27 protein-coding genes are annotated in these 26,348 nt (G+C 71.2%); 9 read left to right on the top strand and 18 right to left on the bottom strand.

What is annotated here, in order from left to right:
* Positions 1 to 162: 162 nt before the first annotated feature.
* Both ACIRSS_RS24835 and ACIRSS_RS24840 read right to left on the bottom strand, forming a co-directional pair.
* Positions 163 to 768 carry a TetR family transcriptional regulator gene (locus ACIRSS_RS24835; RefSeq protein ID WP_400898780.1) on the bottom strand — a complete coding sequence of 202 codons (606 nt, stop codon included), beginning with the start codon at positions 766 to 768 and terminating at the stop codon, positions 163 to 165.
* Positions 769 to 827: 59 nt separating this feature from the next.
* A complete protein-coding gene (locus ACIRSS_RS24840) occupies positions 828 to 1,718 on the bottom strand; it encodes an alpha/beta hydrolase (RefSeq protein ID WP_400898782.1) in 891 nt (296 codons plus the stop codon).
* Positions 1,719 to 1,858: 140 nt separating this feature from the next.
* Between ACIRSS_RS24840 and ACIRSS_RS24845 the strand changes: the two genes are divergently transcribed.
* Positions 1,859 to 3,682 carry a flavin-containing monooxygenase gene (locus tag ACIRSS_RS24845; protein WP_400898784.1) on the top strand — a complete coding sequence of 608 codons (1,824 nt, stop codon included), beginning with the start codon at positions 1,859 to 1,861 and terminating at the stop codon, positions 3,680 to 3,682.
* Positions 3,679 to 4,611: an NADP-dependent oxidoreductase gene (locus ACIRSS_RS24850; protein WP_400898786.1), complete on the top strand. Its 933-nt coding sequence runs from the start codon at positions 3,679 to 3,681 to the stop codon at positions 4,609 to 4,611. The genes ACIRSS_RS24845 and ACIRSS_RS24850 overlap by 4 nt, the downstream gene beginning before the upstream one ends.
* A gap of 547 nt (positions 4,612 to 5,158) precedes the next feature.
* On the opposite strand, the gene ACIRSS_RS24855 is transcribed toward ACIRSS_RS24850, so the two are convergent.
* The 6 genes from ACIRSS_RS24855 to ACIRSS_RS24880 all read right to left on the bottom strand — a co-directional run bounded on the left by ACIRSS_RS24855 (position 5,159) and on the right by ACIRSS_RS24880 (position 11,067).
* On the bottom strand, positions 5,159 to 6,133 hold the full coding sequence (locus tag ACIRSS_RS24855) for a YdcF family protein (RefSeq protein ID WP_400898788.1): 975 nt from the start codon (positions 6,131 to 6,133) through the stop codon (positions 5,159 to 5,161).
* Between the two features lie 155 nt (positions 6,134 to 6,288).
* Positions 6,289 to 7,113, bottom strand: coding sequence for a class II fructose-bisphosphate aldolase (locus ACIRSS_RS24860; protein WP_400898790.1), 825 nt, complete (start codon positions 7,111 to 7,113; stop codon positions 6,289 to 6,291).
* Positions 7,110 to 8,048 (bottom strand): 1-phosphofructokinase family hexose kinase, encoded by a 939-nt coding sequence (locus ACIRSS_RS24865; protein ID WP_400898792.1) that lies wholly within the window; start codon positions 8,046 to 8,048, stop codon positions 7,110 to 7,112. The genes ACIRSS_RS24860 and ACIRSS_RS24865 overlap by 4 nt, the downstream gene beginning before the upstream one ends.
* Positions 8,045 to 8,983 carry a DMT family transporter gene (locus ACIRSS_RS24870; protein ID WP_400898794.1) on the bottom strand — a complete coding sequence of 313 codons (939 nt, stop codon included), beginning with the start codon at positions 8,981 to 8,983 and terminating at the stop codon, positions 8,045 to 8,047. Before ACIRSS_RS24870 ends, ACIRSS_RS24865 begins: the two co-directional genes overlap by 4 nt.
* Positions 8,980 to 9,951, bottom strand: a complete 972-nt coding sequence (locus tag ACIRSS_RS24875) for an N-acetylglucosamine kinase (RefSeq protein WP_400898796.1) — start codon at positions 9,949 to 9,951, stop codon at positions 8,980 to 8,982. Before ACIRSS_RS24875 ends, ACIRSS_RS24870 begins: the two co-directional genes overlap by 4 nt.
* Before the next feature lie 3 nt (positions 9,952 to 9,954).
* Entirely contained in the window at positions 9,955 to 11,067 is a 1,113-nt protein-coding gene (locus ACIRSS_RS24880; protein ID WP_400898798.1) for an SIS domain-containing protein, read from the bottom strand.
* A 183-nt stretch (positions 11,068 to 11,250) separates the two neighbouring features.
* Here ACIRSS_RS24880 and ACIRSS_RS24885 point away from each other — a divergent pair, with 183 nt between their 5' ends.
* Positions 11,251 to 12,087, top strand: a complete 837-nt coding sequence (locus ACIRSS_RS24885; RefSeq protein WP_400898800.1) for a DeoR/GlpR family DNA-binding transcription regulator — start codon at positions 11,251 to 11,253, stop codon at positions 12,085 to 12,087.
* Positions 12,088 to 12,123: 36 nt separating this feature from the next.
* Here the strand turns inward: ACIRSS_RS24885 and ACIRSS_RS24890 are convergent, their stop codons facing one another.
* Complete coding sequence (locus ACIRSS_RS24890; RefSeq protein ID WP_400898802.1) at positions 12,124 to 13,164, bottom strand: ketoacyl-ACP synthase III family protein; 1,041 nt, start codon at positions 13,162 to 13,164, stop codon at positions 12,124 to 12,126.
* A complete protein-coding gene (locus ACIRSS_RS24895) occupies positions 13,151 to 13,447 on the bottom strand; it encodes a hypothetical protein (RefSeq protein WP_400898804.1) in 297 nt (98 codons plus the stop codon). Before ACIRSS_RS24895 ends, ACIRSS_RS24890 begins: the two co-directional genes overlap by 14 nt.
* Positions 13,448 to 13,888: 441 nt before the next feature.
* Here ACIRSS_RS24895 and ACIRSS_RS24900 point away from each other — a divergent pair, with 441 nt between their 5' ends.
* A complete protein-coding gene (locus ACIRSS_RS24900; protein WP_400898806.1) occupies positions 13,889 to 14,290 on the top strand; it encodes a hypothetical protein in 402 nt (133 codons plus the stop codon).
* Here ACIRSS_RS24900 and ACIRSS_RS24905 read toward each other — a convergent pair.
* Positions 14,284 to 14,916, bottom strand: coding sequence for a TetR/AcrR family transcriptional regulator (locus ACIRSS_RS24905; RefSeq protein ID WP_400898808.1), 633 nt, complete (start codon positions 14,914 to 14,916; stop codon positions 14,284 to 14,286). The two genes, ACIRSS_RS24900 and ACIRSS_RS24905, sit on opposite strands and share 7 nt — an antisense overlap.
* Before the next feature lie 108 nt (positions 14,917 to 15,024).
* On the opposite strand from ACIRSS_RS24905, the gene ACIRSS_RS24910 reads away from it, so the two are divergent.
* The gene (locus ACIRSS_RS24910) at positions 15,025 to 15,942 is read left to right on the top strand and encodes an NADP-dependent oxidoreductase (RefSeq protein WP_400898810.1); all 918 of its coding nucleotides are present in this window, start codon (positions 15,025 to 15,027) and stop codon (positions 15,940 to 15,942) included.
* 15 nt (positions 15,943 to 15,957) lie between these two features.
* On the opposite strand, the gene ACIRSS_RS24915 is transcribed toward ACIRSS_RS24910, so the two are convergent.
* Positions 15,958 to 17,040: a helix-turn-helix domain-containing protein gene (locus tag ACIRSS_RS24915; RefSeq protein ID WP_400898812.1), complete on the bottom strand. Its 1,083-nt coding sequence runs from the start codon at positions 17,038 to 17,040 to the stop codon at positions 15,958 to 15,960.
* Between the two features lie 162 nt (positions 17,041 to 17,202).
* Between ACIRSS_RS24915 and ACIRSS_RS24920 the strand changes: the two genes are divergently transcribed.
* Positions 17,203 to 19,491, top strand: coding sequence for an ATP-binding protein (locus ACIRSS_RS24920; RefSeq protein WP_400898814.1), 2,289 nt, complete (start codon positions 17,203 to 17,205; stop codon positions 19,489 to 19,491).
* 29 nt (positions 19,492 to 19,520) lie between these two features.
* Here the strand turns inward: ACIRSS_RS24920 and ACIRSS_RS24925 are convergent, their stop codons facing one another.
* Complete coding sequence (locus tag ACIRSS_RS24925; protein WP_400898816.1) at positions 19,521 to 20,045, bottom strand: DUF302 domain-containing protein; 525 nt, start codon at positions 20,043 to 20,045, stop codon at positions 19,521 to 19,523.
* The gene (locus tag ACIRSS_RS24930) at positions 20,042 to 20,905 is read right to left on the bottom strand and encodes an alpha/beta fold hydrolase (RefSeq protein WP_400898818.1); all 864 of its coding nucleotides are present in this window, start codon (positions 20,903 to 20,905) and stop codon (positions 20,042 to 20,044) included. The genes ACIRSS_RS24925 and ACIRSS_RS24930 overlap by 4 nt, the downstream gene beginning before the upstream one ends.
* A 142-nt stretch (positions 20,906 to 21,047) precedes the next feature.
* Between ACIRSS_RS24930 and ACIRSS_RS24935 the strand changes: the two genes are divergently transcribed.
* Positions 21,048 to 22,127 (top strand): 4Fe-4S binding protein, encoded by a 1,080-nt coding sequence (locus tag ACIRSS_RS24935; protein WP_400898820.1) that lies wholly within the window; start codon positions 21,048 to 21,050, stop codon positions 22,125 to 22,127.
* A gap of 9 nt (positions 22,128 to 22,136) precedes the next feature.
* On the opposite strand, the gene ACIRSS_RS24940 is transcribed toward ACIRSS_RS24935, so the two are convergent.
* Together ACIRSS_RS24940 and ACIRSS_RS24945 are read right to left on the bottom strand one after the other, a co-directional pair.
* A complete protein-coding gene (locus ACIRSS_RS24940; protein ID WP_400898822.1) occupies positions 22,137 to 22,706 on the bottom strand; it encodes a TetR/AcrR family transcriptional regulator in 570 nt (189 codons plus the stop codon).
* 368 nt (positions 22,707 to 23,074) lie between these two features.
* Complete coding sequence (locus ACIRSS_RS24945; protein ID WP_400898824.1) at positions 23,075 to 23,335, bottom strand: hypothetical protein; 261 nt, start codon at positions 23,333 to 23,335, stop codon at positions 23,075 to 23,077.
* 574 nt (positions 23,336 to 23,909) lie between these two features.
* Here ACIRSS_RS24945 and ACIRSS_RS24950 point away from each other — a divergent pair.
* Positions 23,910 to 24,242, top strand: coding sequence for a helix-turn-helix domain-containing protein (locus ACIRSS_RS24950; protein WP_400898828.1), 333 nt, complete (start codon positions 23,910 to 23,912; stop codon positions 24,240 to 24,242).
* On the opposite strand, the gene ACIRSS_RS24955 is transcribed toward ACIRSS_RS24950, so the two are convergent.
* Both ACIRSS_RS24955 and ACIRSS_RS24960 read right to left on the bottom strand, forming a co-directional pair.
* Entirely contained in the window at positions 24,214 to 24,492 is a 279-nt protein-coding gene (locus ACIRSS_RS24955) for a hypothetical protein (RefSeq protein WP_400898830.1), read from the bottom strand. The genes ACIRSS_RS24950 and ACIRSS_RS24955 overlap by 29 nt on opposite strands.
* A gap of 21 nt (positions 24,493 to 24,513) precedes the next feature.
* Entirely contained in the window at positions 24,514 to 25,518 is a 1,005-nt protein-coding gene (locus ACIRSS_RS24960; RefSeq protein ID WP_400899770.1) for an NADP-dependent oxidoreductase, read from the bottom strand.
* Positions 25,519 to 25,651: 133 nt separating this feature from the next.
* Between ACIRSS_RS24960 and ACIRSS_RS24965 the strand changes: the two genes are divergently transcribed.
* Complete coding sequence (locus ACIRSS_RS24965) at positions 25,652 to 26,239, top strand: TetR/AcrR family transcriptional regulator (protein WP_400898832.1); 588 nt, start codon at positions 25,652 to 25,654, stop codon at positions 26,237 to 26,239.
* Positions 26,240 to 26,348: the final 109 nt, after the last annotated feature.

The raw sequence follows: 26,348 nt of genomic DNA on the forward strand, positions 1-26,348 counted from the left end.
CGCCAGCCTCGGGGGGGGCATACCCCCCCGGGGGGCCCAGCGCGGGGGCGCGGCGCCCCCCGACCCCCCCTTATGCATTTCGTGTCGGGCGGTCAAAATTGGGATTTTATGCCCCCCCGCGACGTCAACTCTCGAACCGAAAGCGAGCCGACGGGAGGGTGGTCAGGGGTGCCGGGTGGCCGGAGTCCGGCGCCGCGGAGACCGCGCCGTGGGCACGATGGTGGTGAGCAGGGCCAGCACGGTTTCGGTGATGGTCGTCAGGTCGGTGTCGTCCTGGCCTTCCAGCCACTTCCGGTAGGCCGTGCGGAAGATCTGGCTTCCCGTGCTGGCGGCGAGCTCCGCGATGTCGGGGTCGATTCCGCGCTCGCAAAGGGCCCGGCGGAACCCGTCGGCCATCTGGTGCTGCTTGATCAGGTCGCGTTCCAGCAGCCGGGGGTTCGCCGCGATCATCCGGCTCCGCCGGTAGAGCGTTTCCCGCGATCCGAGGGCTTCCCAGTCGTACCCGGTCAACGTCCGGATCACCGCCTGAATCGGCTGCGTGACGTCGGGGGTCCGCAGGAGTTCCCCGACGAGCGCCTCGTTGAGGTGGTCCGCGTCGGCGAACAGGATTTCTTCCTTGTCCGGGAAGTACCGGAAGAAGGTCCGGGTGGTGACGCGGGCGCGTTCCGCGATCTGGACCGCGGTGGTGGCTTCGAAGCCCTGCTCGTCGAACAGCTCCATGGCGGCCTGTTTCATCCGCGTCTCGCTGCCTTCTTCCCACCGGGGCATGGCGGCAGTGTACCTGCCCTGATGACTCGTCGTGACAACGCACGGCCGCCGCCGGAGCCTCAGTGGAGGTGCTGGGACAGGAACAGCGCCGCGCGGTCGAGGGCGTAGCCGGCTTCGTCGAGGATGCCGGCGAAGCTCTGGAAGACGTGGGGGACCCCGGCGGTGACGTCGAGGACGACGTCGACGCCGGCGTCGATCGCGCGGGCCGCCAGGCGGGCCGAGTCGTCGAGCAGGACCTCGTGGGAGCCCGCTTGCAGCAGTGTCGCCGGGAATCCGGTGAGGTCCGCGGACAGGGCGGGGCTCAGGTGCGGGTGCCGCGGGTCCTGGCCGGCGCAGTACATGCCGACGACCGGTCCGAGCATCTCCCGCGTGAAGATCGGATCGATGCCCGCCTTGGTGTCCATGCTCTCGCCGCTGAGGGTCACGTCGAAGGCGCCGGAGAAGGCGACGACCGCGGCGGGCGCGGGCAGGCCGGATTCCCGGGCCCGCAGCGCGGTCGTGACGGCCAGTGCGCCGCCGGCCGAGTCTCCGGCCAGCGCGATGCGTGCGGGGTCTTCGCCGTTCTCCAGCAGGGCTTGGTAGGCGTTCAGGCCGTCGTCGACCGCCGCCGGGTACGGGTGCTCCGGAGCCAGGCGGTAGTCCGCGGACAGTGCTCGCATCCTCGTGCGGCTGACGAGGGCGCCGGTGAGCGCAAGCGCTGTCTCCGGCGAGCCGGCGCTCCAGGCGCCGCCGTGGAAGTAGAGGATCGTTCCCGGAAGGGTGCCTTTGGGTGGCTTGACGAGCAGGGCGCGACGGGCGCCGAGCGTCGTCTCCGAGGTGCGGATTCCGTCGGGGACGGGCATCCGGGCTTGTGTCGCGGCGTAGCCGGTGCGCATTTCTTCCAGGTTCCGCGGCGCGGGCCGCGGCTGGCGCAGGATCGCGTCGACCTGCGCGCGTTGTGCCTTGCTCATGGGGTGACCTGCCTTCTCGACGGTGGCCGGATCGCGGTGTCGGATGTCACGCCGCGACATCGAACTTAGCATGATGTCGCGCCGAGACATCGCGTGCTAGTGTGATGTCACGCCGCGACAACGCGAGGAGAGGGACCGCCATGAACGACAGCAGTGACCGGAGGGCTCCGGGCGAGTTCGATCCCGTGCGGCTCCGCCGGAAGTACCGCCAGGAGCGGGACAAGCGGCTGCGGCCCGACGGCAACGAGCAGTACCTGGACGTCAGCGGGGACTACGCGAAGTTCGCGGCCGATCCGTACCTGGAGTCGAGTCCCGGAGGTCAGCCGCGTGAGGCCCGGTCCGTCGAGGTGGACGCCCTCGTCCTCGGCGGGGGCTGGGCCGGGCTGACGATGGCGGCGCGCCTCGACGAGGCCGGGGTGCGCGATTTCCTGATCGTGGACCAGGCCGGTGACTTCGGTGGCGTCTGGTACTGGAACCGGTATCCGGGCGTGCGCTGCGACATGGAGTCCTACATCTACATGCCGCTGCTCGAAGAGATCGGGACGGTGCCGAGCGAGAAGTACGCCGGTGGCCCGGAGATGCTCGAGCACGCCCGGGCGATCGGACGGCACTACGACCTCTACTCGCGGGCGCTGCTCGGCACGACGGTCACCCAGGTCGTCTGGAACGAGCGGTCGTCCCGGTGGGTGGTCTCCACCGATCGGGGGGATGTGCTGCACGCGCGGTTCGTGATGGTCGGGACCGGCCCGCTGAGCCGGCCGAAGCTCCCGGGCATCAAGGGGATCGAGAACTTCCGGGGAAAGGCGTTCCACTCCAGCCGGTGGGACTACCGGGTCACCGGCGGCGGCTGGGACGGCCGGCTGGACAAGCTCGCGGACCAGCGGGTCGCGGTGATCGGCACCGGCGCGAGCACCATCCAGATCCTGCCGCACCTCGCCGACAGCGCACAGCGGGTGTACGTCTTCCAGCGCACCCCGGCGATCGTCAACACCCGGGGCAACCGGCCGACCGATCCGGAGTGGTACCGCGCGCTGGAGCCCGGCTGGCAGCGCAAGCGCATGGACAACTTCGTCGAGCTGATGGCGGGCCTGCCCGTGCCGGACCTCGTCGACGACGAGGCCACCCGGATGGCCCGGCGGGTCGCGGCGGCGGTCCACAGTGGACCGGGCGCGGCGCCGGACTTCGCCGCGATGCAGGCCGTCGACTTCGCGAAGATGGAGGAGATCCGGGCGCGGGTGACCGAGACCGTCCGTGATCCGGCCAAGGCGAAGTCGCTGCAGCCCTGGTACGACTACTTCTGCAAGCGCCCGCTGTTCAGCGACGACTACTACCCGGCGTTCAACAACGACAACGTCACCCTGGTCGACACCGACGGCCGCGGGGTGGACCACATCACCGAACGCGGGATCGTGGTCGACGGGGTCGAGTACGAGGTCGACCTGATCATCTATTCCACCGGGTTCGACTCCGGCGCCTACACCCACGAAGCCGGCGGGTACCAGCTCATCGGGCGGGGCGGGGTGTCCCTGGCCCAACACTGGCAGCGCGGGATGCGCAGCCTGCACGGCATGATGACCAGCTGCTTCCCGAACTTCTTCCTCCTCGGCGGCATCGAGCAGGCCGCCATCTCGGTCAACTTCCCGCACGTCACGTCCCGCCAGGCCGAGCACGTCGCGGCGCTGACCGCGCGTTTCCTGCGGGCCGGGGTCACCGTCGCCGAGGTGACCGCCGACGCCGAGCAGCGCTGGGCCGACGAGCTGGCCCGGGTGCACGTCGACCGCACGCGGTACGACGCGGAGTGCACCCCGAGCTACTACAACAACGAGGGCAAGCTCGACGACCCGAAACCGACCGTGATGGGTGGCCAGTACGGCCCCGGGCCCCTCGGCTACCTCGCCGTCGTGCGGGAGTGGGCCGCGACCGGCGTGGACCGCGACGTCGCCATCACCAAGGCCTCGCTGTGAAGCGCCTCCAATACCACCGCTACGGCGGCCCGGACGTCCTGCGGCTGGAGGATTTCGAGCCGGCCCGCCCAGGCCCGGGCGAGGTGCTCGTGCGGGTGAAGGCCGCGGCCGCCAACGCGATGGACTGGAAGATGCGCAACGGCGAGATGCGCCTGCTGACCGGCCGCGCCTTCCCGCGAGGGTTCGGCAACGACTTCGCGGGCGTGGTGGAGGCGGTCGGTGCGGGCGTCACCAGGTTGCGGGTCGGCGACGCGGTCGTCGGCGGAACGAGCCTCAAGGGGGCGGGGGCGTTCGGCGAGATGGTCATCGCCGAGGAAAAGGCGGTGGTGCACAAGCCCGCGGAGCTGTCCTACGAGCAGGCCGCGGCGATCCCGGTGGTCGGCATCACCGCGTTCCAGGCCATCCTCGGCAAGGGAAACCTCCAGGCGGGGCAGGCCGTCTTCGTCAACGGCTGCCTCGGCGGCGTGGGCCGGGCCGCCGCCCAGATCGCGCTGCTGTCCGGTGCCTCGGTGGGCGGGAGCTGCCGGGGTACCGGCGTGGCGGAGGCGCGCGAGCTCGGCATCGACCCGATCGTCGAGCCCGGCTTCGACCCGGCGCGGCTGCGAGGACGGTTCGACCTCGTCTTCGACACACCAGGCACGCTCTCGGCGACAGCGGCGCGGACGCTGCTGAAGCCCGGCGGGCGCATCATCGACATCGTCCCCACGCCGGCGAAGTTCGCCAGGAGTGTCCTACCGGGACCGTACCGGGTGATGATGGGCCGGCCCAGTCCGAGGGACCTCGAAGAGGTGGTCCGCATGGCCGCGCGGGGAGAGCTGCGGATCCCGGTCGCCCGGACGGTGCCCCTCGCCGACGCGATCCCGGCGCTCACCGAGCTCGAACGCCACGGCACCCCCAAGGGCGGCAAGCTGATCATCACCACGAGCTGATTCCCGGCGGCGGGTCAGCCCGCGTGCTCGTTCGGCGCCCGGGTTGCCCATGAGGCCGAGATTGCCGCGCAGGACAAGGTCCTTGCCGCGGCCGGGTGCGGCGGCGAGGAGGGTGTGCTCGGCCGGAGTCCTTCATGCCGTTGATGGCCAGCAGCCGGCAGGTGGGGGATCCGACGAGGCCGGCGTCGACGTGGCTGAGGCGGTGCGCGTTCGCGGGCGGTGTCGGGGTCCGGGTCGACCGGGATGTCGGGCGGGCCGAGCAGGCGTCCTCCCTTCTCGTAGGCGGCTTGCCCCGTTCCCAGGCGTCCTGGCTGCGTGGTGACCAGTCAGGACGGCGGGTCATCGCCGGAGGTCGTGATCAGCTCGGCGAAGACGGGGTCGAAGTCGGTGGCGGACCCGTCGGTGAACGGGGACAAGCCACGCGCGCACTGCTGACGCCATTTCTCTTTCCATAGCCGGGAAACCGAGTCGTGGTGGGAGAAGAGCGTCGAGCACCGTGAGCAGATTCAAGTCGACCGGGAAGGCGGCAGAACCTGCCCGATCGGGCTCAAGGCAGGGCGGCCAGGAAGCCGGTGACGGCGAGCAGCCCGGTCACGCTCAGGTTGACCACCCGGTGCTCCATGATGACGGCGGCGAACTCCCGGATGGTGGCGCTGGGCCAGTAGTAGAGGGCGGTGGGCGCGCCGACGACCTGTCCGTTCACCTTCGCCGTGCGGGCGAGGATCGCGGCGCGGAAGGCGTGGAAGTTGTTGGTGACGACGACGCACCGGTAGCCGGGGCGGTGCCGCTGCATGAGTTCGCGGCTGAAGGTGAGGTTCTGCGCGGTGGTCGTCGAGCGGTCTTCGCGGAGCACCTTGTCTTCGGGGACGCCGTGTGCGAAGAGGTATTCGGCCATGGCGTGGGATTCCGGCTGGTTTTCGTCCGGTCCCTGACCGCCGGAGGTGATGACGAGGGGGTCACCGCCTCGGTCGCGTTCGTCCCGGTAGAGGGCGATCGCCTTGTCGAGCCGGCTGGCCAGCAGCGGCGGGATCCGGCCGTCGATGATGCGCGAGCCGAGCACGACCACGAAGTCCACACCGGGACGGACGCGCAGCCGGCTGTAGAGGAAGGCGTAGCCGAGGTAGCAGCAGAACAGGAAGCTCACGTAGGACACCGCGGCCAGCACGGAAACGGCCACCGCGCCGACGGCCGGGTGCTGGGTGTACTGGGCGGTGATCAGCAGGACCACGAGGGTGAGCAGTCCCAGACCGGCGAGGAAGGACAGGAGGTTCCCCAGTGACCGGCTTTCGCGCCGGATCATGGTGACGCCGTTGGCGAGCAGGAAGACCGCCAGGACGAGCACCGCGAACAGCGGTGTCAGCAGGACGAAGAACACGACGACCGCGGCGGTTTCCGGAGGGAGCCGGTCGATGTCGCCGAGCAGCGCGACGATCAGGCAGGCGACGGCCAGGCCGAGCAGAACCGCGTTGCGGAACCGTCTGCGGTCCTGCCGGATGCTCACCAGCGCCACGATCAGGAACACGGCGGCCAGGGCGTAGAAGATGACGGTCGCCTCCGGGATCTCGGTGTCGGATCGGCAGCAAGATCATCGGACCTCGAGGGCGAACAGCCGGGCCGTGTCACCCGTCGGCGACGAGGATTCACCTGACCGGAGGGCAAGTGCCGGCCCGTCCGCGGTCAGGCGCCGGCCAGGAGCTGCAGCAGCCGTGCGACCTCGTCGCGCATTCGGTCGCGGCCCGGCGATAGGTACCTGCGTGGGTCGGTGAGGCTCTCCCTTTCGGCCAGCGTCGCGCGGACCGCGCCCGTCAGGACCTGGTCGAGGCGGGTTCCGACGTTGACCTTGCGGATACCGCGCCCGACCGCGCGCCGGACGCCGTCGTCGGGGACTCCGGATGAGCCGTGCAGGACCAGCGGTACCGGCACCGCTGCGGCGAGCCGGCTGATCAGCTCGTCGTCCAGGACCGCGTCGCGGCCGGCCATCGCGTGCGACGAGCCGACGGCCACCGCGAGGGAGTCGACGCCGGTCGCGGCGACGAACGCGGCCGCTTCGGCCGGGTCGGTCCGGACGCCCGGGGCGTGCGCGCCGTCCTTGCCGCCGATCTCGCCGAGCTCGGCCTCCACCCAGCACCCCGCGGCGTGGCACCGTTCGGTGACCGTCCGGGTGCGCGTCACGTTCTCCGCGTAGGCCGAACTCGCGGCGTCGAACATGATCGACCGGATGCCCAGCGCCAGACCCTGGTCGACCAGCGTTTCGTCGTCGATGTGGTCGAGGTGCACCAGGACCGGCACCGCGGCGGCGCGGGCCATGCTCAGGCACGCGCTGCCGAACGGGTCGAGCGAACCGTGGTAGCGGACGGCGTTCTGGGAGATCTGCAGGATGACGGGGAGGCCGGCCTGCTCGGCGCCCGCCACGATGGCCTCCGCGTGCTCCAGGAGGATCGCGTTGAACGCCCCGACCGCCCCGCGCAGGCCGGTGAAAATGCTTCGGGCGTCGGTGTTCACGCGGTCTCCTTCACGGCGAGGGCGCCGAGCCAGCCGGCTCGGGCCTCGAGATCGATTTCGCCCGCGACGGGGCGCAGGACAGCGGCGGCCGACGTCGCGACGACGTCGGCCAGCGCGGCGGGCCAGTCCATTTCGGACACTCCGCCGGCGGTCGCCAGGTGGCGGGCCAGCGCGGCGGCGGCCGCGTCGCCGGCGCCGGTGGGGTTGCCGACGACCCGCTCGACCGGCCGGACCGCGAACTCGCGCTCGGCGGTCACCGCGACCACACCCTCTTCGCCGAGCGTGGCGACGACGGCGGCGGCGCCGTTCCGGACCAGCTGCCGCCCGGCCGCGACGACGTCGAGGCGCTTGCCGAACAGCTCGGCCAGCTCGTCCCGGTTCGGTACGAGCACACTCCCTGTCGTCGCCGCGGCGCGCAGGGCGGCACCGGAGACGTCGGCGATCACCGGGACGCCGGATTCCGCGCACAGCACCGCCATCCGGGCGGGCACGTCGTCGCCGAGCCCGGGCGGCACGCTTCCGGAGATGACCACCGCTCCCACGCCGGCCGCCAGCTCGGCGCGAAAGGCCGCCATGACGTCGTCCCGGGTGCCGGCCGCCACGGCCGGGCCGCGCTCCTGCAAGCTCGTCGTGACGCCGTTGTCCTCGACCACCGCCACGGTCCGGCGAACCGCGGCCAGCCCCGGGACCAGACGGTGGGGGAGACCGAGCCGGTCGAGACCGGCCCGGAACTCGTCCGGCTCCGCGCGGCCGGACAACGCCAGGACGAGGCTGTCGCTGCCCAGGTGCCGGGCCACCGCGGCGACGTTCACTCCCTTGCCGCCGGCGCGGCTGCGCACGCTCGCCACGCGGACGGTCTCGCCGACCGCGAGCCCGGCCACCCGGTAGGTGACGTCGATCGCGGGGTTGAGGGTGACGGTGAGGATCGTCGTCACGACGCGGCTTCCCGGCGATCGGCCGGCGCGGGGGCCACCGACGGTTCTTCGCCGCTCTTTTCCGTGCTGTAGACCATGAGCGACGAGCCCACGAGCGCGAGCACGATGCCGGCGACCTGGAACCCGGTCGGCAGGGTCCGGAAGACGATCAGCGAGAGCACGATGGTCAGCACGGGCGCCAGCGCGTTGGTGATCGGCGCGACGATCGTGGCTTTGCCCCGGCTCATGGCCATCACGAGGAACAGCGCGCCCACGGCGTTGAGCAGCTGCGTGATCGCGGTCAACGCGGGCGCCTGCCACGGGAACGACAGGGGGAGGCCGCCCATCATGATGATGGCGACCGGGATCAGCAGGAGCCCGCTGACGGTCATCCAGCCGAACGTCGTCGCGTCGTTGACCCCGACGACGGCCGCCTTGCGCATGAAGTACGCCTGCACGCCCCAGGCGACGCAGACCAGGATCGCCAGCCACAGGTACGTTCCGCTGGTCTCCTGCGAGTCGCCCGAAGACACCGAGAACAGGACGATCGCGACCAAGGCGAGGCCGACGCCGATCCAGCTGAGCGCGGTGAGCCGTTCCCGCAGGGCCGCGAACGCCATCAGGACGGTGATCGCCGGGGACAGCGCCACGATCGGGAAGATGATGTAGGCCGGCCCGATGGTCAGCGCCTTGAACAGCACCAGCTGCCCGCCGGCGCCGGTCAGGCCGATCAGCAGGCCGTAGACCGCGGCGATCGGGCGGCGGTCGATCTTCTGCCCCCGCAGGGAGAAGTACGCGGGGATGAGCATGGTGACCGACCAGATGACGTAGACCATCGGGTCGGGGTAGCCGTAACGGGAGGTGGGCAGGCTGGAGAACGCGCCCCAGACGCCCCAGAACAGGACCAGCAGGCCGGCGTAGGGAATCCAGGCGGCGCGGCGCTTCGGTGCGGTCATGACAACCCCTCCAAGGTGGGGACGGCGGAGATCCGGTCGAGCGGGATGGGGCGGCCCGCCAGCCGGGCGGCGTAGACCGCCGCGCCGACGTGCGGCGGCAGCAGGGGCTCTCGCAGCTCGTAGCCGTGGCTGCCGTGCTGGAGCGCTTCGCGGAAGGAGCCCAGCAGGTGCGCCGAGCCGAACATGCCGCCGGAGTAGGAGACCGGCACGGTCTGCTCCGGCTCGAACCCCAGCGCCGCGGCACCGGCTTCGACGTGGAGGGCGAGCTCCCGCCCGGCGCGGCCGAGGATGACGGCCGCCGTGGGGTCGCCCGTCTCCGCGGCGCGGGTGACGACCTTGCTGAGGTCCGCGATCTTGCCGCGGTCCCCGTGCCACCGGTTCATGACGATGTCGATGGCGTCGAGGTCGGTGGTCACGCCGAGCGTCCGGCGCATCTCCTCGGCCAGCGCGCTCGCCGGCTGGCGCCCGTCGCTCATCCGGGAGAACGCGCCGAGACCCTGGACCGCCACCCAGTAGCCGGAGCCTTCGTCGCCGAACAGCTCGCTCCAGCCGCCGGCCCGCCAGCGCCGTCCGAGGCGTTCCCCGTAGGCGATGGACCCGGTGCCCGCCACGACGTTGATCCCGTCCGCGCCACCGAGGGAAGCCGCCCAGCCGCAGATCATGTCGTTGCCGCACGCGTAACCGACGTCGCCCAGGATCCGGCGGGGGAGCGCGTCGAGCACCGGGACGTCGGCGGAAATCTCGCCGTAGCAAGGGATGCCGAAGAAGGCGTAGGTGAGGTCGGCGACCTCGATGCCCGCGGTGGCGCAGACTTCGCCGATTCCCTGGCGCAGCAACGGCTCGACGATGTCGATGCCCTGCTGCAGGTAGTAGAGGCCGGCCGTGCGGGCTTCCGCGACGACGCGACCTCCCGCGTCGACCAGGCAGAAGGCGGTTTTCGTGCCGCCGCCGTCCACACCGAGGAACATGGCTCAGCCCTCCGCCGGGGTCGGGAACTCGTGGATGACGACACCGCGGACCACGCGGTTGACTTCGCCGCCGGGGAAAGGGTTGTCGGGGGTCAGGCCGTGGGCGAGCGAACACGCCAGGGCGATCGACTGCGCCGGGATGGCCGCCACGATGGCCCGCACGGAGTCGGGCAGGTGCGCGGTTCCCGGGATCGGCCACTCGTCGGAGCCGATCACCAGCACTCGCTCAGGTCCGAGGGCCTCCACCAGCTCGCGCGCGATGTCGTCGTCGTAGCGGCGGGTGTACGGATCGCCGGACGGGAAGACGATCGCGACGGTCCGGTCGTCGAGGATCGACTTGGGTCCGTGCCGGAAGCCCAGCGGGGTGTCGGCGACCGCGACGACCGCGCCGGCGGTGAGTTCGAGGCACTTCAGCGCGGCCTCGCGGGCGAGCCCCTTGAATGCGCCGGAGCCGAGGTAGACCAGCCGGGCCGGATCGGCGGCGGCGACCGCTTCCGCCCGGCTCGCCGCGGTGCCCAGGACGTCTTCCGCGGCTCGGGCGGCGGCATCGACGTCGACCTCGAGGCCCAGGGCGAGCAGGGCGGCCAAGGTCATCCCGGTGAACGACGACGTCATGGCGAAGCCGCGGTCGTTCAGCCGGTCGGGAAGCGCCACCACGACTGCGTTCTTGGCGTCCGCCCAGCGTCGGGCGAGAGCGCCGGCGGGGTTGCAGGTGATGACGATGTGGTGCAGCGCGGGAGCGAGCCGCTGCAGCAGCTCGGCCGCGGCGGCCGACTCGGGGCTGTCGCCGCTGCGGGCGAACGACACCAGCAGCACCGGCCGGTCGTCGGCGACGGAGCCCGGGTCGGCGACGATGTCCGTCGTCGCGATCGGCTCGATCGGCCGGCCGAGGTGCCGGGCGAGGTCGGGCGCCACGACTTCCCCGATGTAGGCCGAGGTCCCCGCGCCGGTCAGGACGATCCGGGTCCGCGGATCGACGAGCGCGTCGCCGAGCAGGCGGTCGATGTCGGCCCGCGCGGCGGCGACGGTCCGCGCCACCTCGGGCCACGTGCCGGGCTGCTGCCGGATCTCGCCGGCGGTGCGGCTTTCGCCCGGCTGCTTTTCGTGCTCTGACACCCACATCACCTTTCGGGTCGTGGCCGGTTCGGCCGGCTCCGCCCAGTGGTACGTCGTGCGGTGTCCGGTGGGCAAGAGATGCCGCGCAAACGAGCATCGCGGATGTTCGTTTGCCGCGTTACCGCTGGTGAGTTGTCGGATCGATGCGCGAAAGTGTTCGAAACGGTCGTATAGTGTGCAGATATGAGCCTTGCTGATGTGCGGGTCCGGGGCCGCGCGCCCCGGTCCCAGCGGATGGCGGAGATGGTGCGCGAACTGGGCGAAACGGGCCGCCTGCGCGTCGGCGAGCTCGCGCGCCGGTTCGGCGTCTCCGAAGCCACGTTGCGCCGGGACCTGACCGCGTTGGAGGAGCAGCGGCTGCTGACCCGGACCCACGGCGGCGCGCTGGCCCAAGGGGTGGCCTACGAGCTGCCGGTCCGGTACCGCGAAGGCCAGTCGAAGGACGCGAAGCGGGCGATCGCCCGGCAGGCGGTGCGCAGGCTGCCCGCGGGTCCGCACGTGATCGCGCTGACCGGCGGCACGACCACGGGCGGCCTGGCGAAGGAGCTGCCCGACCGCGCGGATCTCACGGTGGTGACGAACGCGCTGAACACGGCCATGGAGATCGTGCTGCGGCCCCGGGTGAAGCTCGTCGTCGTCGGCGGGGTCTCCCGCCCGCGGTCCTACGAGCTCGTCGGCCCGTGGGCGGAGCAGGTGCTGGCGTCGATCAACATCGGCACGGCCTTCATCGGGGTCGACGGCATCGACGCGGCGGGCGGCATCACCACCCACGACGAGAACGAGGCGCGGACGAACCGCGCGATGCTCGCCCGCGCGCAACGGGTGGTCGTCATCGCGGACGGCAGCAAGCTCGGCAAGCGGACGCTGGCGCGGATCGGGGACATCACCGAGGTGGACGAGCTGATCACGGACTCGTCGGCCGACGCGGGCAGCGTGGCGGCGATCCGTGCCGCCGGGGTGCGGGTGACGGTCGTCGAGGTGCCCGCGGCCGTGCCGGGTTCGGCGCCGATGCCGCCCTGAGCAGGCGGCATCGGCGGACCCGGTCCCGCGGGCCGGTCAGGTCGCGACCGAGGGGCCGAGCTGCAGGACGACGGCCGTCCACGTCATCCCCACCCCGATGCCCAGCAGCAGCACGTGCTCGCCCGGGCTCGCTTCGCCCGTGCGGAGCAGGTGATGCAGGGCCACGATCTGGTCGCTGGCACCGAGATGACCCACGCGCAGCCCCAGTTCGGTCATCGTGCGGGACTCCGGGATGCCCAGCGGGCGCAGGACCTGCGTCTGCATCAGGCGCCGCCCGTAGTGCGGGGCGCAGACCTTCACGATGTCCGGCAGGTCGACGCCGGCGTCGGACAGCGCTGTCTTCACCACCGCCGTCACCCCGTCCGCGTTGCGGGCGTCGACGTGCGCCGGGCCGCCGTTGCGGCCGAGCCACTGGCGCTTGCGGCGGCGGATGTCCAGCGACCGGTGGGCGGTGACGCTGGCCGGGCGGAACGGTTCGTCCCCGCGCTGCAGCCCCTCCAGGGACGGGTCGGTGTAGGAGGCGATCGCGCGGACGCGGGCCAGGCCCGGCCGGCGCGAAAGGACGACCGCGCTGCCCGCGTCGCCGTAGACGATGCCGGTGTCGGCGCTCCAGTGCGGAAACCCGGGCGCGCCGAACCGGTCGCCGGCGGTGATGAGCGCGGCCTCGTGGTCCGGGCGGCCGGCCAGCACGCTCGCCGCGACGTCCAGGCCCGCCACCACGCTGTTGCTCATCGCGCCGAGCTCCAGGGTGAGCCCGGCGCCGGCGCCGACACCGAGCCGGTCGCGGACGTAGGAGGCGGCGTGCCAGAAGTCGATCCCGGGGTGGTAGATCCCGGCGTGCAGGCACAGCGTCGGCCAGACCGGTTCCCCGGCCGCGGTTTCGGCCTGGCGCAGGGCTTCGCGGCCGGCACGCACCGCGAGCTCGGGTCCGGGCAGGCCGGCGACGGCGGTGGAGAGCTGACCGGTCCGGTCGGCCTCGGCGGCGGTGAACTCGCCGGCCGCGAGCGGGACCGCGACCGGGGTCAGCGCGCCGACGTCGCTGCCGAGCCCGGTGAGGTGCAGGTCATCGACGCGCATCCGCGGCCACCTCCGGGAGCACGGCTTCGATCTCCGACAGCATGTCGTCGAGGTGGAGCGGGGGAGCGGACAGGCACCCGGCGGCGGCGAGCTCGGCGGTGACGGCTTCGGAGCTTCCGCCGGCGAACCGGTGGAAGCCCGCGAAGCAGACGGGGCCGCTGCTCGAAACGGCGATGGCCAGGTGCGCCCAGCCGGTCTCGCGGTCCCAGCGCACGATCAGCCGGGTGATCCCGGTGACGGTGTGGGTCTCGCGAAGCACCTGTGTCAACGTCGTGGCGGTCAAGCAACTTCCTTTCGGCACGGCGAACAGCACGTGCCACGGGGCACGCGCTGACGGGAGAGGGGTCGGGGACGCGTCGTCGGGCCCCGGGGAACGCCGGAAACCTACCGCGATGATCATGCGACCTCATCCGCACCCCGATACTCAGAGTGATCGCGGAAGCTGCTACCGGCGCGGATTTCCTGAAAATAGCTCGGTTTTCGCTTGTGGCGATCGTGAGGATCTCTCGCGCTTCGGTTACTCTTCGTGCTGGCGCGTGGAGGCGGAGCAGCATCGTGTGGTCGATGTGGCGCTGGAGCAGCCGGGAGACTCGCTCCGGTGTCGGTGGACCTCACCGACAGTGTCCTTTTCGGACGGATCTGGCCCCGCGAAGTCTTGTCACGGTAGGAGTCGCTGGCGGAGCGTGGGAGTAACACCCCTCGGCGCGCCGGCGACTTGCCGGTTGTGGAACCCCGGCTGGGAGAGTGGTCTCGCGGGATCTACCCGTACGGGGTGCTGTGCGGGTTCCTGATGTCGGTCTCGGTGTACCTGATGCGGAACTGGGACGCGCCGGGCCCGCTGATCGTCGTGGTGCTGTTCTTCCCGTACTACGTCGGGACGGGTTTCCTGGCCGGCCGGCGGGGCGGTGTCGAGGCGGCTGCGGCGACCGGAGCCGTCACGGCGCTGACCGGTCACGTCGTGGTGTTCCTGCTGACGGTGCTCTACGCCCTCGTCAACGGTACGTGGCTCGGCGCGTTGACCTGGTTGGGTATCGGGGTGTCCTTGGTGCTGGCCACGGTGTTCCTCGGTGCGGTGGCAGGCGTGGCGGGCGGCATGATCGCCAAGGTCGTCGACTCGATCTACTGATCTTCGAGTACGGCGGCAGCGGCGGGCACGGCGAATGTCCGCACGTGGTCGATGGCTGCCCGCAGGGCGTCTTCCAGCGGGCTGATGTCGCGGGCGACCTGGGCGAGAAGCATGCCGCCCTGAAACGCTGACAGCAGGAGATGCGCCAGACGAGTGGGATCCGCCTCCGCCTTGAGACGGCCCAGCTGCCGCATCCGTTCGAGTCCGTCCCGGAAGATGTCCCGCCACTGCTCGAAGGCGTTCGCCAGTTCCGCGCGGACGTCCAGATCCGTTTTGACGATCTCGCTGGCGAGTGAGCCGAGGTTGCAGCCGTCCTGGTACGAGCGCTCGTAGGCGATGTAGTGGTCCGCCCACTCCTCGAGCGAGTCGAGGGTCTCGAAGCGGGTGAACCGCTCGCTGCGGTGGAGCGTGAGAACGCGCTCGGCCTGCCACTCGATGACCGCGAGGACCAGGCTCTCCTTGGTCGGGAAGTAGTGGTTGAGCTGCGACCCGCTGATCCCCGCGGCGCGGCGGAGCTGGTCGTTGTTCGTCGCGTGGACGCCCTTGGTGTAGATGAGCTCCGCGGCGTGCTCGAGGATCCGGGCCCGCGTTGCCTGCCCCTTGCCGGTGAGCACTCTCGCTTCCATGTTCACACGATACCGCAGAGTGGGCTTGACAGCCCACTCCAGGTCGTGTTCACTGCCATTAATGGGCTGGCAAGCCCAAAATGGTCCACGAGACACCCGGAGGTACCGATGAAGGCGATCGTCGCGACGGACCAGGCCGCGGAAGCTGCCGGGATCACCCTCGCCGAGCGGCCCGAGCCGACCGCGGCGATCAACGACGTCCTGGTCGACGTCCACGCCTCGGGCTTCGTCCCCGCGGAGTGGGAGTGGCCCTCGACCTGGGTCGATCGCTCCGGTCATGATCGAACGCCGGCGATCATCGGCCACGAGTTCGCCGGCGTGGTCGCCTCCCTCGGCTACGGCACCACGGGACTTTCGGTGGGGCAGCGGGTCTTCGGGATCGCCGACTGGCACCGCGACGGAACCCTGGCCGAGCGCGTCGCGGTGGAGGCCCGCAACCTCGCGCCGCTGCCGGGGGACGTCGACTTCACCGTCGGTGCCAGCCTGCCGATCTCCGGCCTGACCGCGTGGCAGGGCCTGTTCCAGCACGGGCGGCTGCAGGCGGGGCAGAGCGTCCTCGCGCACGGTGCCGCCGGCGCGGTCGGGTCCGTGGTGACGCAGCTCGCCCGGGAGTTCGGGGCCTACGTCATCGGCACCGGGCGCGCGGCGGACCGCCAGGCGGCGCTCGACTTCGGCGCGAACGAGTTCCTCGACCTCGACCACGACGACCTCACCGGCATCGGCGGGGTCGACCTGGTCTTCGACGTCATCGGAGGAGACGTCCAACGGCGCTCGGCGAGCATCGTCCGTCCCGGAGGGACACTCGTGTCGGTGGTCGGACCCGTCGAGGCTCGTCCGGCCGACGGGCTCGCGATCGACTTCGTCGTCGAGTCCGTTCCGGGTCAGCTCGTGCAGATCGTCGACCGGGTGCGGGACGGGCGCCTGCGCACGCACATCGGAACCGTCACGACCCTCGACGACGCCGTCCCCGCGCTCAAGCCGGGCGCGCGGCGCAAGGGAAAGACCGTCATCCGGGTGCGTCCCTGAGTGTTCCGCGGCCGGTCACCGAACCGCCTCCGGATCCAGGACGCGCCGGGCACGCAGGGCTATCCGCAGGGTAAGCCGCTCCTCGGGGACCTCCAGCCGGGCGCCGAACAGCGCCCGGAGGCGGCGGAGGCGGTTGCGGGCCGTCTGGGGGTGGATGCCCAGCCGTGCCGCTATTTCGGGTGCGCCGCCCCGGGCCGCGAGTACGGCGTCGAGCGTGTCGGCGAGCTTGCCGCGCTGGTTCGGCGAGAGTCCGGACAGCGGCGCGAGCGCCCGCGTGGCGAGGACGCCGGTGAGCAGCTCGTCCGCGATCAGCCAATGGGTGGTCAGGTGCTCCGACCACCGGACGAGGCCCGCGCCCGGCACCAGCCCGCGCTTGTGGAGTTCCCAGGTGCGCCGGGCCCAGCGCAGCGACGTCCCCGCCTCGGACGGGGGCACGGCCGGTCCGGCCGCTGCGGGCTCTTGGCCGAGCACCCGCGACAGGTCGGCCGTGGCGGGCAGGAGCAGGAACGGGTGCTCGGCGGTGAGGTCGGCCAGCACTTCGGGGCCGAACCGCGGGGCCTCCGTGCCCGCCGCCACGACCACGGCGACCACGCGCTCCGGCGGTGTCCAGCCGGCGCGCGCGGCCAGCCCCGTCCACGGCCGGCCGGTCGTGATCGCGTGCAGAAGGTCCCGCCGCAGGGCCGGCACGTCCGGTGCCTGAGCGGCGCGGTACGCCTCGGTGGACAGGCGGATCAGGACGTCGACGCAGCGCAGCACGGCCTCGACGCCGGTTCCGACCGCGCCGGCGTCGGAGCGGCGGCCCAGCTCGGCGATGACCGGGAGGGCGTGCCGGCCGGCGGTTTGGTAGGCGCGGGCGAGCCGGTCGACGTCGCCGCCGACCTCGTGCTCGGCGACGCCGGCGCGGCGGAAAGCCGCTGCTCCCGTGAAGGTCCCGAGCGGCTCGTCGGGGCGGCGAGAGGTCACCAGCGCCGCCACGAACTCCGTGGCCGAGGCGTCGAACAGCACGGCGTGCTCGGGCAGCGCGTGGCGGACACCGGCGACGACCGCACGGGCGATCGCCGCCGCGGCGGCACCGTGACCAGGCGGCGGGGTGGTCATCGTCGACCTCCGGTGCGGACGGGTATCGCTGGGAGCGCCGATTCTGGTGCGCGGCCTCCGCCGGACGCTTCGTCGGAAATACGTAGATCCGCGGTGTCCGTCGCGTGGACAGGCGTTCCGCGGACGATCAAGATGTGGGCTGCGACGGATTCGGGTGATGGGATGACGGCGGACGACCCAGGGGTGGCCGAGCGGCGGGAGCTGACGAGCTACGTCGGCCGCGCCGAGGACGAGCGCGAGCTGCGGCGCCTGCTCGGCAAGGCCCGCCTGGTCACGCTGACCGGCCCGGGCGGGGTGGGCAAGACGCGCCTCGCCGGGCGGGTCGCCAGTTCGGTCACCCGGGCCTTCGCCGACGGCGTGGCCGTGGTCGGGCTCGCCGAACTGCGCGATCCGGCCCTGCTCACGCGCACGCTCGCGGATGGCCTCGGCCTGCACGACACGGCCGCCCGGTCGGCCGGGGACACGGTGCTGGCGCACCTGCGCGAGCGGCGGATGCTGCTCCTGCTGGACAACTGCGAGCACCTCGTCGCCTGCTGCGCGGAACTCGTCACGTCCCTGCTGCGGCACTGCCCGAACCTCGTGGTGCTGGCGACCAGCCGCTGTTCGCTCGGCGTCGCGGGCGAGTGGGTCATGTCGACCGCGCCGCTGGCCGTGCCGCCGGAGAGCGCCCGGACCGTCGAGGACGTGCTGTCCTACGACTCCGTGCGGCTCTTCGCCGACCGGGCGGCCGCCGTGCTGCCGTCGTTCCGGATCACCGAGGACGACGTGGCCGCCGTGGTCCGGCTGTGCCGCCAGCTGGACGGGCTGCCGCTGGCCGTCGAACTGGCCGCGGCCCGCGTCCGCGCCCTGTCGCCGGGGCAGATCGCCGACCGGATGAGCGCGAGCCTGACGTTGCTGACCACCGGCGCGCGGTCCTTCCCCGAGCGGCAGCGCAGCCTGCGGGCCACGGTCGAGTGGAGCCACTCCCTGTGCACCGACGTCGAGCAAACGGTCTGGGCGTGTTGTTCGACGTTCGCGGCACCGTTCGACCTGGGCGCGGCCGAGGACGTCTGCGAGGGCAGCCTCGAGCGTGGCGCGGTGCTGGACGGCGTGGACGGCCTGGTCGACAAGTCGGTGTTGTTGCGCGTCGACGGGACGGCCGGCGCCCGGTACCACCTGCTGGAAGCGCTGCGCGAGTTCGGCCAGGAACGGCTTGCCGGTGCCGGCGAGGCCGACGCCGTGGCCCGGCGCCACTGCGACCACCACGCACGGCTGCTGCAGCGAGCGGACGACGAATGGTTCGGCGCCCGGCGTGACGAGTGGTTCGCGTGCCTCTCGGAGCGGCACGCGGACATCCGGGCCGCACTGTCGTGGTCCCTGCGCACGCCGGAGGCGGCCGTGGTCGCGCTCCGGATGGCGACGAGCGTGATCGAGTACTGGGTGGCCCGCGGTGCCGCGTGGGAGCTGCGGAAGTGGGTCGACCGAGCGCTCGCCGCCGTCGCGCCGGATGCTCCGGGGCGGGCGCGGGGGCAGGCCATCGCGGCCCTGTGCGCGGCGCTGCACGCGGACCTGCCCGGCGCCCGACGGCGTCTGGCGCACGCCGAAAGCGGCTGCGACGACGAAGCGGTTCCGTACATCCACCACGCCCGGGCGTTCGTGGGAATGCTCGCGATCGAGCCGCGCACGTTGGAGAACGCCGCCGAAGCCGTGCGGATCTTCAGTGAGCGCGGTGCCGTCCGGCCGCGGCTGCACCCGATGTTCATCCAGGCGGTGGCGCTGGGTTTCCGCGGTGATCTCGCCGGGGCCCGGCAGCTGCTGGAGTCGATGCGGAGCCTGTGTGAAACGGCGAAGGACGACTCCTACCGTTCGATGGCGCTGTTCGGGCTGGGCGTGGTCGAGATCTCGATGGGCGGCGATCTCGAAACCGGCGAACGCGCGATCCGGGAAGCGCTCGAAATCGATCTGCGCGGCGCCGACGTGCTGTCCGCGGCGTACCGCGTGGACGGCCTGGCGTGGGCGGCCGCCCGGCGCGAGGACTGGGCGGCCGCGGCCCGCTTGTTCGGCACGGCGGCCGCGTTGTGGGACCGGTGCGGCGCGGAACCGGACGTGGCGGTGTCGCTCGCCCACCGGGAAGCACTGAAGCTCACCCGCGACGCCCTGGGCGCCGCCCGGTTCGAGGAGGTCTTCGCCGAGGGACGCCGGCAGAACCCGCATCGCATCCTGGCGCCCGCGGCGTCAGGCGGGCGGGAGGCGCCCGGTGACGTCCCGGTTCTCCCGCCGCTGACCCGCCGCGAGTCGGAGATCGCCGGCCTGGTCGCGGCGGGGCTGAGCAACCGCGAGATCGCCGTCCGCCTGGTCATCGCCCAGCGGACGGCGGAGACCCACCTGCAGCACATCCTGAACAAGCTGGATTTCGTCAACCGGACCCAGGTGGCGGTCTGGGTGAAGGAGCAACGCCCGGGACAGCGGTGACGCCGGTCGACCGGAGCTCGGCGTCGACTTCAGCCGGCCAGTTCTGCCGGCACCGCGATGTCGAGTGCGGTGAACAGAGCGGCGAGCTTGTCGTCCAGTTCGGCGCCGACCGCCGCGATTTCCGGGTCGCCGAAACTCGAAAAGCGGGTGCTCGGCTGGTCGACGGTGAGCCACACCCGATCGTCGTGGTCCTCGTGGAGGGTGACGCGCAGCGGTGCGTACAGCATGATCCCGGAGTCGTGGCGGTACATCCGCTCGGCGACGGTGTGGTTGCCCATCAGGTAGGTCGTGCACCGGCGGCGGTGCCCGGCCACCCGCATCACGAGATCGACTTCGTTGCGCCAGTAGAGCAGGAAGCCGTGCGGGGCAACCCTTTCGGTGATCCGGGTGATGGTGGCCCAGTCGGTCCCACCCAGGCCGCCGTCGAAGAAGTGGCCGGGCTCGAAGGGAGGGACCGCTTTCTCGTAGCGGTCACGGAACTCCTCGAACGGCGGGTCGACCGCGATTTCGAGACGGCGAACCTCGTGCGCGACAACGCGGACCCGGTTGCTCACGACGCCACCGCGTTGAGAACGCCGGCCAGCACGTCGGGCCGTTCCAGGGCGATGAAGTGGCCGGCTCCCGGCACGAGCGTGTATTCGGCGTCGGGCAGCAGGTCCTTGTTCGCGGCCCGGTCCGATCGTCGCGACCAGTCCTGTTCGCCGTAGACGAGGTGGATGGGAGCCTTGACTTCGGGGTAGCGCGATCGGGCCGCGACGAGGCTGGGCAGGTTATGGTAGACGGCCCGGGCCACCTCCGGGTAGCCGGGGCGGCCGCCGACCTGGAGGAGCTCGTCCACGTAGTCCTCGCGCAAGGCACTCCGGTCGCCCAGGCCGCCCCGCAAGATCCGCCGGAGTGCCGCCTTCGGCTCCACCCGGGCGAACACCGGACCGACGCCCGGGGCGAGCACGCCGCCGACCACCAGCCGGGCGAGCAGGCCGGATCGGGCGATCCCGCCCCGGAAGTCGTAGGTGTTCACCGCGACGACGCGCCGGACCCGGTCCGGCAGGTCGGCCGCCGTCGTGAGGGCGAGCACCGCGCCCATGGACTCACCCAGCAGCGTCACGTCGTCGAGGTCGAGTTCCGTGAGGAGGCGTTCGACCCCCGCGCGCATGGCCGGCTCGTCGTAAGAAGCGCCGGGCACGATCTCGGAGTAGCCCATCCCCGGCAGGTCGAGGGCGTAGACGGTGTAGTGGCCGGCGACCAGGGGGATGAGACCGCGGAAGTGCTCGGCCTGCGTGCGGACGGTGTGCAGCAGGACCAGGGGAGCACCGGTTCCGCCTTTGAGGTAGCGCAACGTCCCCTCGCGGCGTCCTTTCGGCGGGGGGAGGGTGTGCGTCGTGGTGCCGGGAACGTGGATCGTCGGCTGGGGCATCTCGCCTGCTCCTGGGTGAGGCACGGAGTAAACCGATCGGTTTCCAGTAGCGTAAACCGATCGGTTTCAGGGAGCAAGCCGAGGTGCTAGCGTGGGCAAAGACCGGAAACCGATCGGTTTACGGCTGAGTTCGGGAGGCTGGATGACCACCGTGGGGGCCGGAGAAGAGCCGAAGCTGCCGGCCAAGCTGGCCGCGCACCCGTCGGTGCGGGCCGTGCTCGCCCGGCGCCGAGCCGACGGCGAGCCGAAGCCGCCCGCGGTGATCGACGCGGCCTGGCTGCGTGAGCTGTGCCTGGCCGCCGGTGCGGATGACGCCGCCGCGGTCAGCCTCGACCACCCCGATCTGGCGGGCGAGCGGGAGTACGTCTCGGCGGCGTTGCCCGGCACCCGCAGCTTGGTCGCGATGGTGTTCCGGATGAACCGCGACAACTGCCGCTCGCCGGCCCGCAGCGTGGCCAACCAGGAGTTCCACCAGACCGACGAACAGGCCAACCACACCGCCCGCGAGGTCACCCGGGCGCTGCAGGACGCCGGCTACCGCGCACTCAACCCTTCGGTCGGCTTCCCGCAGGAGATGGATCGCTTCGGCACCGACCGGATCTGGGTGGTGGCGCACAAGACGGTCGCGGTGGCCGCCGGGCTCGGCGTGATGGGCCTGCACCGCAACGTCATCCACCCGAAGTTCGGCAGCTTCGTGCTGCTGGTCACCGTGCTGGTGGACGCCGAGGTGAGCGAGTACGGGCAGGCGCTGGACTACAACCCCTGCATCGACTGCAAGCTGTGCGTCACCGCCTGCCCGGTGGGGGCCATCGGCAAGGACGGGGCGTTCGACGGGCTGGCCTGCACCACGCACAACTACCGCGAGTTCATGAGCGGGTTCACCGACTGGGCGCAGACCGTGGCCGACAGCCGCGACGCCGCCGACTACCGCGCCCGGGTCACCGACTCCGAAAGCGCCTCCATGTGGCAAAGCCTGAGCAACCCGCCCGGCTACAAGTCGGGCTACTGCGTGGCCGTCTGCCCGGCCGGCGAGGACGTCCTGGGGCCGTACCTGGCGGATCGCAAAGCCTTCATGAACACCGTGCTGCGCCCGTTGCAGGACAAGAGGGAGACCCTGTACGTCCTGCCGGGCTCCCGTGCGCAGGAATACGCCGAGCGCCGCTTCCCCCACAAGCCGACCAAGGAAGTCACGGGTGGCTGGGCGCCACCGGCTTCCTCGTGAGCCGGCCGGTCAGCGCACGTCCGCGGCGTCGAGCAGGGTCACCACCGTCGGGGTGATCAGCCCCTTCAGGTTCTCGACCCCGATCCCCGCCCGGGCGCTGGCGCCGTCGAAGACCAGGATGAGCTGCCGCGCCAGCAGTTCCGGGTCGCGCGCTCCGCCCCGCTCGGCCTCGGTGCGGAAGAAGGTCAGCAGATTGCGCTTGATCCGGCGTGCCACACGGCTCGCGGGGTGCCGCTGGTCCTTGAGCTCGATCTGCACCGACAGGTAGCGGCAGCCGTGGAACCCGGGTGCGCGCCCTTGCGCCTCGACCTGCTCGAAGACGTGCAGGATCCGGTCGCGGGGTGAACGGCCGTCGTCGGCCGGGGGCAGCAGGCCCGCCACGTACGCGGGCGCGCCCTCTTTCAGGCTCGCCGCCACCAGCTCGTCCTTGCTTTCGAACAGCTGGTAGAGGGAGCGCTTCGACACTCCCGCCGCCTTGCAGAGCGCCTCGACGCCGATGCCGACACCGTCCTGGTAAGTGAGCGTGGCGGCGGCTTCCAGCAGCCGCTCGCGGGGGCCCGGCTTCGCCTCGGTCGTCATCCTGCGAGGTTAACCCGATTTCGGCGGATTGGAAACCGATCGGTTTACCTGTGCTGCGCTGCCCGGAGAGGTTCCCGTCGATCGACCGCAGCGCGCCTTCCTCGACGCCTTCGGCGATCCGCTCCCGGACGCGCGCGGCCGCGGAGTTCGTCCGGTAGGGGTCGACCCGGCGCATCGCGCCGAACGACCCGGGGGGAGAGGTCCGGGCCCGGGCGGCTTCGCCGGCCCTCGGGTCTGGACCGGCGAAGCCTGATTCCGGGGTTCCTGCGCGCCGAAACCCCAGAACTGGAAGTCTGACTACCCACTTGTGCGGAAATCACACCGATTGGGGGATCAGCGCTGCGCCGTCCGGGGGAATTCGCCGATCGTCACGCGCCGAGGCGGCTGTAAAGCCGGCTGGCCAGGGACGCGGCCAGCTGGTTCAGCGCCGCGTGCGGATCGAGCTGCGCGAACTGGCCGAGCAGCTCCGCCGCCGCGTAGGCCTCGGCCTCCGACACCACCGCCACGCACCGCTCCCGCCGTCCCCGCTCCAGCAACCGCGTCAACGCCTCGGCGTACTCCTCGAGGTCGGCGACTTCGGCCAGGCCGTAGCGCTTCTCGAGCGGATCCTGGACGGCCTCGTCACTCACGGTCGCACCCCTCTTCCTCACTGTCAGTCCCACGCGTCTCAGAAAATCTATGCCGACTGAAGTAGACATTGGATGGCGGGTGTGTGTAGTGTTCTCCTCGTAACGAGGAAGACAACGTCAAGCAGGCGCGGGAGAGGACGTAACTACCCGCGAGGTGAGACAAGGCGGTCAGGCAGCGCGGAGCCGATCACGGAACAAGGTTTCGGCTGGTGGCCGCGAGTTCGGCAGTACCGATAGTGAAGATCAGCAGTACCCGTAGTTGTTCGTGCAAGTCGCAAGTGAAGTGGCAGTACCGGAAGTACCCAGTAAGTGGAAACACAGGAGAGAAGGGATCGGGAGCATCATTGGATCGCCCGCAGCGGCTGGATAGTAGCGCCGCGCGGGTGCCGCAGTTCCATCGAGTTCGGAGGTGGTGCTCGGTCACGAGTAAGCGATCCCCGCGAGACCCGGCTTTCGGCCGGACGCGGGTGCAGGAAGCCGGCGGTCGCGCCGGTTGACAATGGTGAAACCCAACCCTTTGAGGACCCCGGGTGCCGTGCGCGGCTCCCGGGGTCCTTTGTGATGTGGAGGTCGGATGATCCCTGAGCAAGCAGGACCGGCCACGCCCCGCGCGGCCGACAAGTTCGACGACGAGCACTACCCCGCCTACACGATGGGCATGGCCGCCGACATGCTCGGCACCACCCAAGGCTTTCTGCGCAGCCTCGACGAAGCCGGGCTGATCACGCCGCAACGCTCCGCCGGCGGCCACCGCCGCTACTCACGCCAGCAGCTGCGGCTGGCCGCCCGCGTGCGGGAACTGGTCGACCGGGGAACCGCCATCGACGCTGCCTGCCGCATCGTCACCCTCGAAGACCAGCTCCACGAAGCCCAGCGCCTCAACACCGAACTCCGCGCCGGCAACTGAGCGCCACACCCAAGCCGGTGTGCACGGCCGACTCGGCCAGGGCCAGGGAAGCGTGGGAGGACGGCACGAGCGCGTGGTCGACCGCGTCGTCGCCGAAGGCGCCGGTCCGGCGGCTGTAGAAGTTGATCGCACCCGGCATCAGCTTGGACTTGCGACTCGGCAGGATCGTCGTGGCAGGCAGTGAACCGAACCCGAGCTCGGCGGCGCGCGCCCCGAACTCGGGGGCGGCCTCCACGTCATCGTCGAGCACGCCGATCCCCCTCTCGCCGATTCAGCGCACCGTGACGACGACCTTGCCCTTGGCGCGTCCCTTGTCGACGTACGCCAGGGCGTCGTTGGTCGCGTCGAAGGGGAAGATCCGGTCCACGACCGGCTCGATGACACCGGCGTCGATGAGGGAGGTGATCTCGCGGAGCTGAGGACCGCTGGCGCGCATGAAGAGGAACGAGTAGTCCACCTGGCGGCGCTTGGCCGCGGTCCGGATTCCGTGGCTCAGCACGCGTGTCGCCGGGCGCAGGATCCACGGCTTTCCCATCTCCCGCGCGAAATCCGGGTCGGGCGGGCCGGAGAGCGAGATGAGCTTGCCGCCGGGCTTCAGGATCCGCACGGACTTCTTGAGCGCCTCGCCGTCGAGGCTGTGCAGGACCACGTCGTAGTCGTGCAGGACGTCTTCGAAGTCGTCCTTGCGGTAGTCGATGACGACGTCCGCGCCGAGGCGCTCGACCAGTTCGATGTTCGCCGTGCTCGTGGTCGTGGCGACGGTCGCGCCGAGGTGCTTCGCCAGCTGGATCGCGAACGTCCCCACGCCGCCGGAACCCGCCTGGATGAAGACCTTCTGCCCCTTTCGCAGCCGGGCGCGCTCGATCAGCGCCTGCCAGGCGGTCAAACCGACGAGCGGGACGGAAGCGGCTTCCTCCATCGTGAGACGCTCCGGCTTCAGGGCGAGGTCGTCTTCGTGGACGGCGATGAACTCCGCGAAGGTGCCGATCCGGTCCTTGCCCGGGCGCGCGTAGACCTCGTCGCCGGGCTTGAACTCGCGCACGCGGGCCCCGACGCGGAGCACGACGCCGGCCACGTCGTGGCCCAGCACGAACGGCGGGCGGTAGGGGAGGAAGAGCTTGAACTCCCCGTCCCTGATCTTCGAGTCCAGGGCGTTGACGCCGGCGGCGTGCACCTCGACCAGCACGTCGTGCTCGCCGACGGCGGGTTCCGGCACGTCGCCCGCCCGCAGTGTGTTGCCGTTCTTCCCGTAGCGATCGACGACGAACGCCTTCATCTCAGTCACCCATCTTTAGCTTATGATCGTACTACAATACGACTGGGCGGATCAGGGATGCAAGGGGTCTGGCCACACTTAGATTATGATCGTACTAACATAAGGGCTTCGGTCCCGGTGAGTGGAGGCGCGCGTGGTGCGGTACGCGAAAGAGCACAAGCAGGCGACGCGGCAGCGGATCATCGAGACGGCCGGGCGCCGGCTCAAGCGCGACGGGATCGACGGCTCCGGCGTCGCCACGCTCATGAAGGACGCGGGCCTGACCAACGGCGCCTTCTACGCCCACTTCGAGTCCAAAGAGGACCTGGTCGCCACTGTGGTCTCCGAGCAGCTGCGCGGTCAGCGCGAGTGGCTCACCTCGTTCCCGCCCGGCCGCGACGGCGTCGAGCAGATGGTGCGTACGTACCTCTCGCCCGAGCACCGCGACAACCCCGAAGAGGGCTGTCCGTCCGCCGCGCTGCTGGACGAGATCGGCCGCTGCGCGGATCCGACCAAGGAGACCTACACCGGCAGTGTGCTGGCCGTCATCGACGACATCGCCGCCCGCTTGGCGCCGCACGACCCGCCGTCGGCGCGCGTCAAGACGCTCAGCATCTACGCGCTGATGGTCGGGACCCTGCAGCTCGCTCGCGCCCTGGCTGACCGCCAGCTCTCCGATGGTGTGCTGGAGCAGGGGATCCGCAACGCGCTGACCGTGCTGGACGCCCCGTCGGCCGGCTGAGTCGCCTCGTGACGGTGGGGACGCGACTGGCCGGCGAGTGAGGTGTGCCCTCGGTGATGGTTGCAGGTGTGCAACCAGGGGTGAAGAACTGCTGGGCCCGACCCCGGAA

The organism is Amycolatopsis sp. NPDC101161 (genome assembly GCF_044768185.1).
Classification (GTDB): Bacteria; Actinomycetota; Actinomycetes; order Mycobacteriales; family Pseudonocardiaceae; genus Amycolatopsis.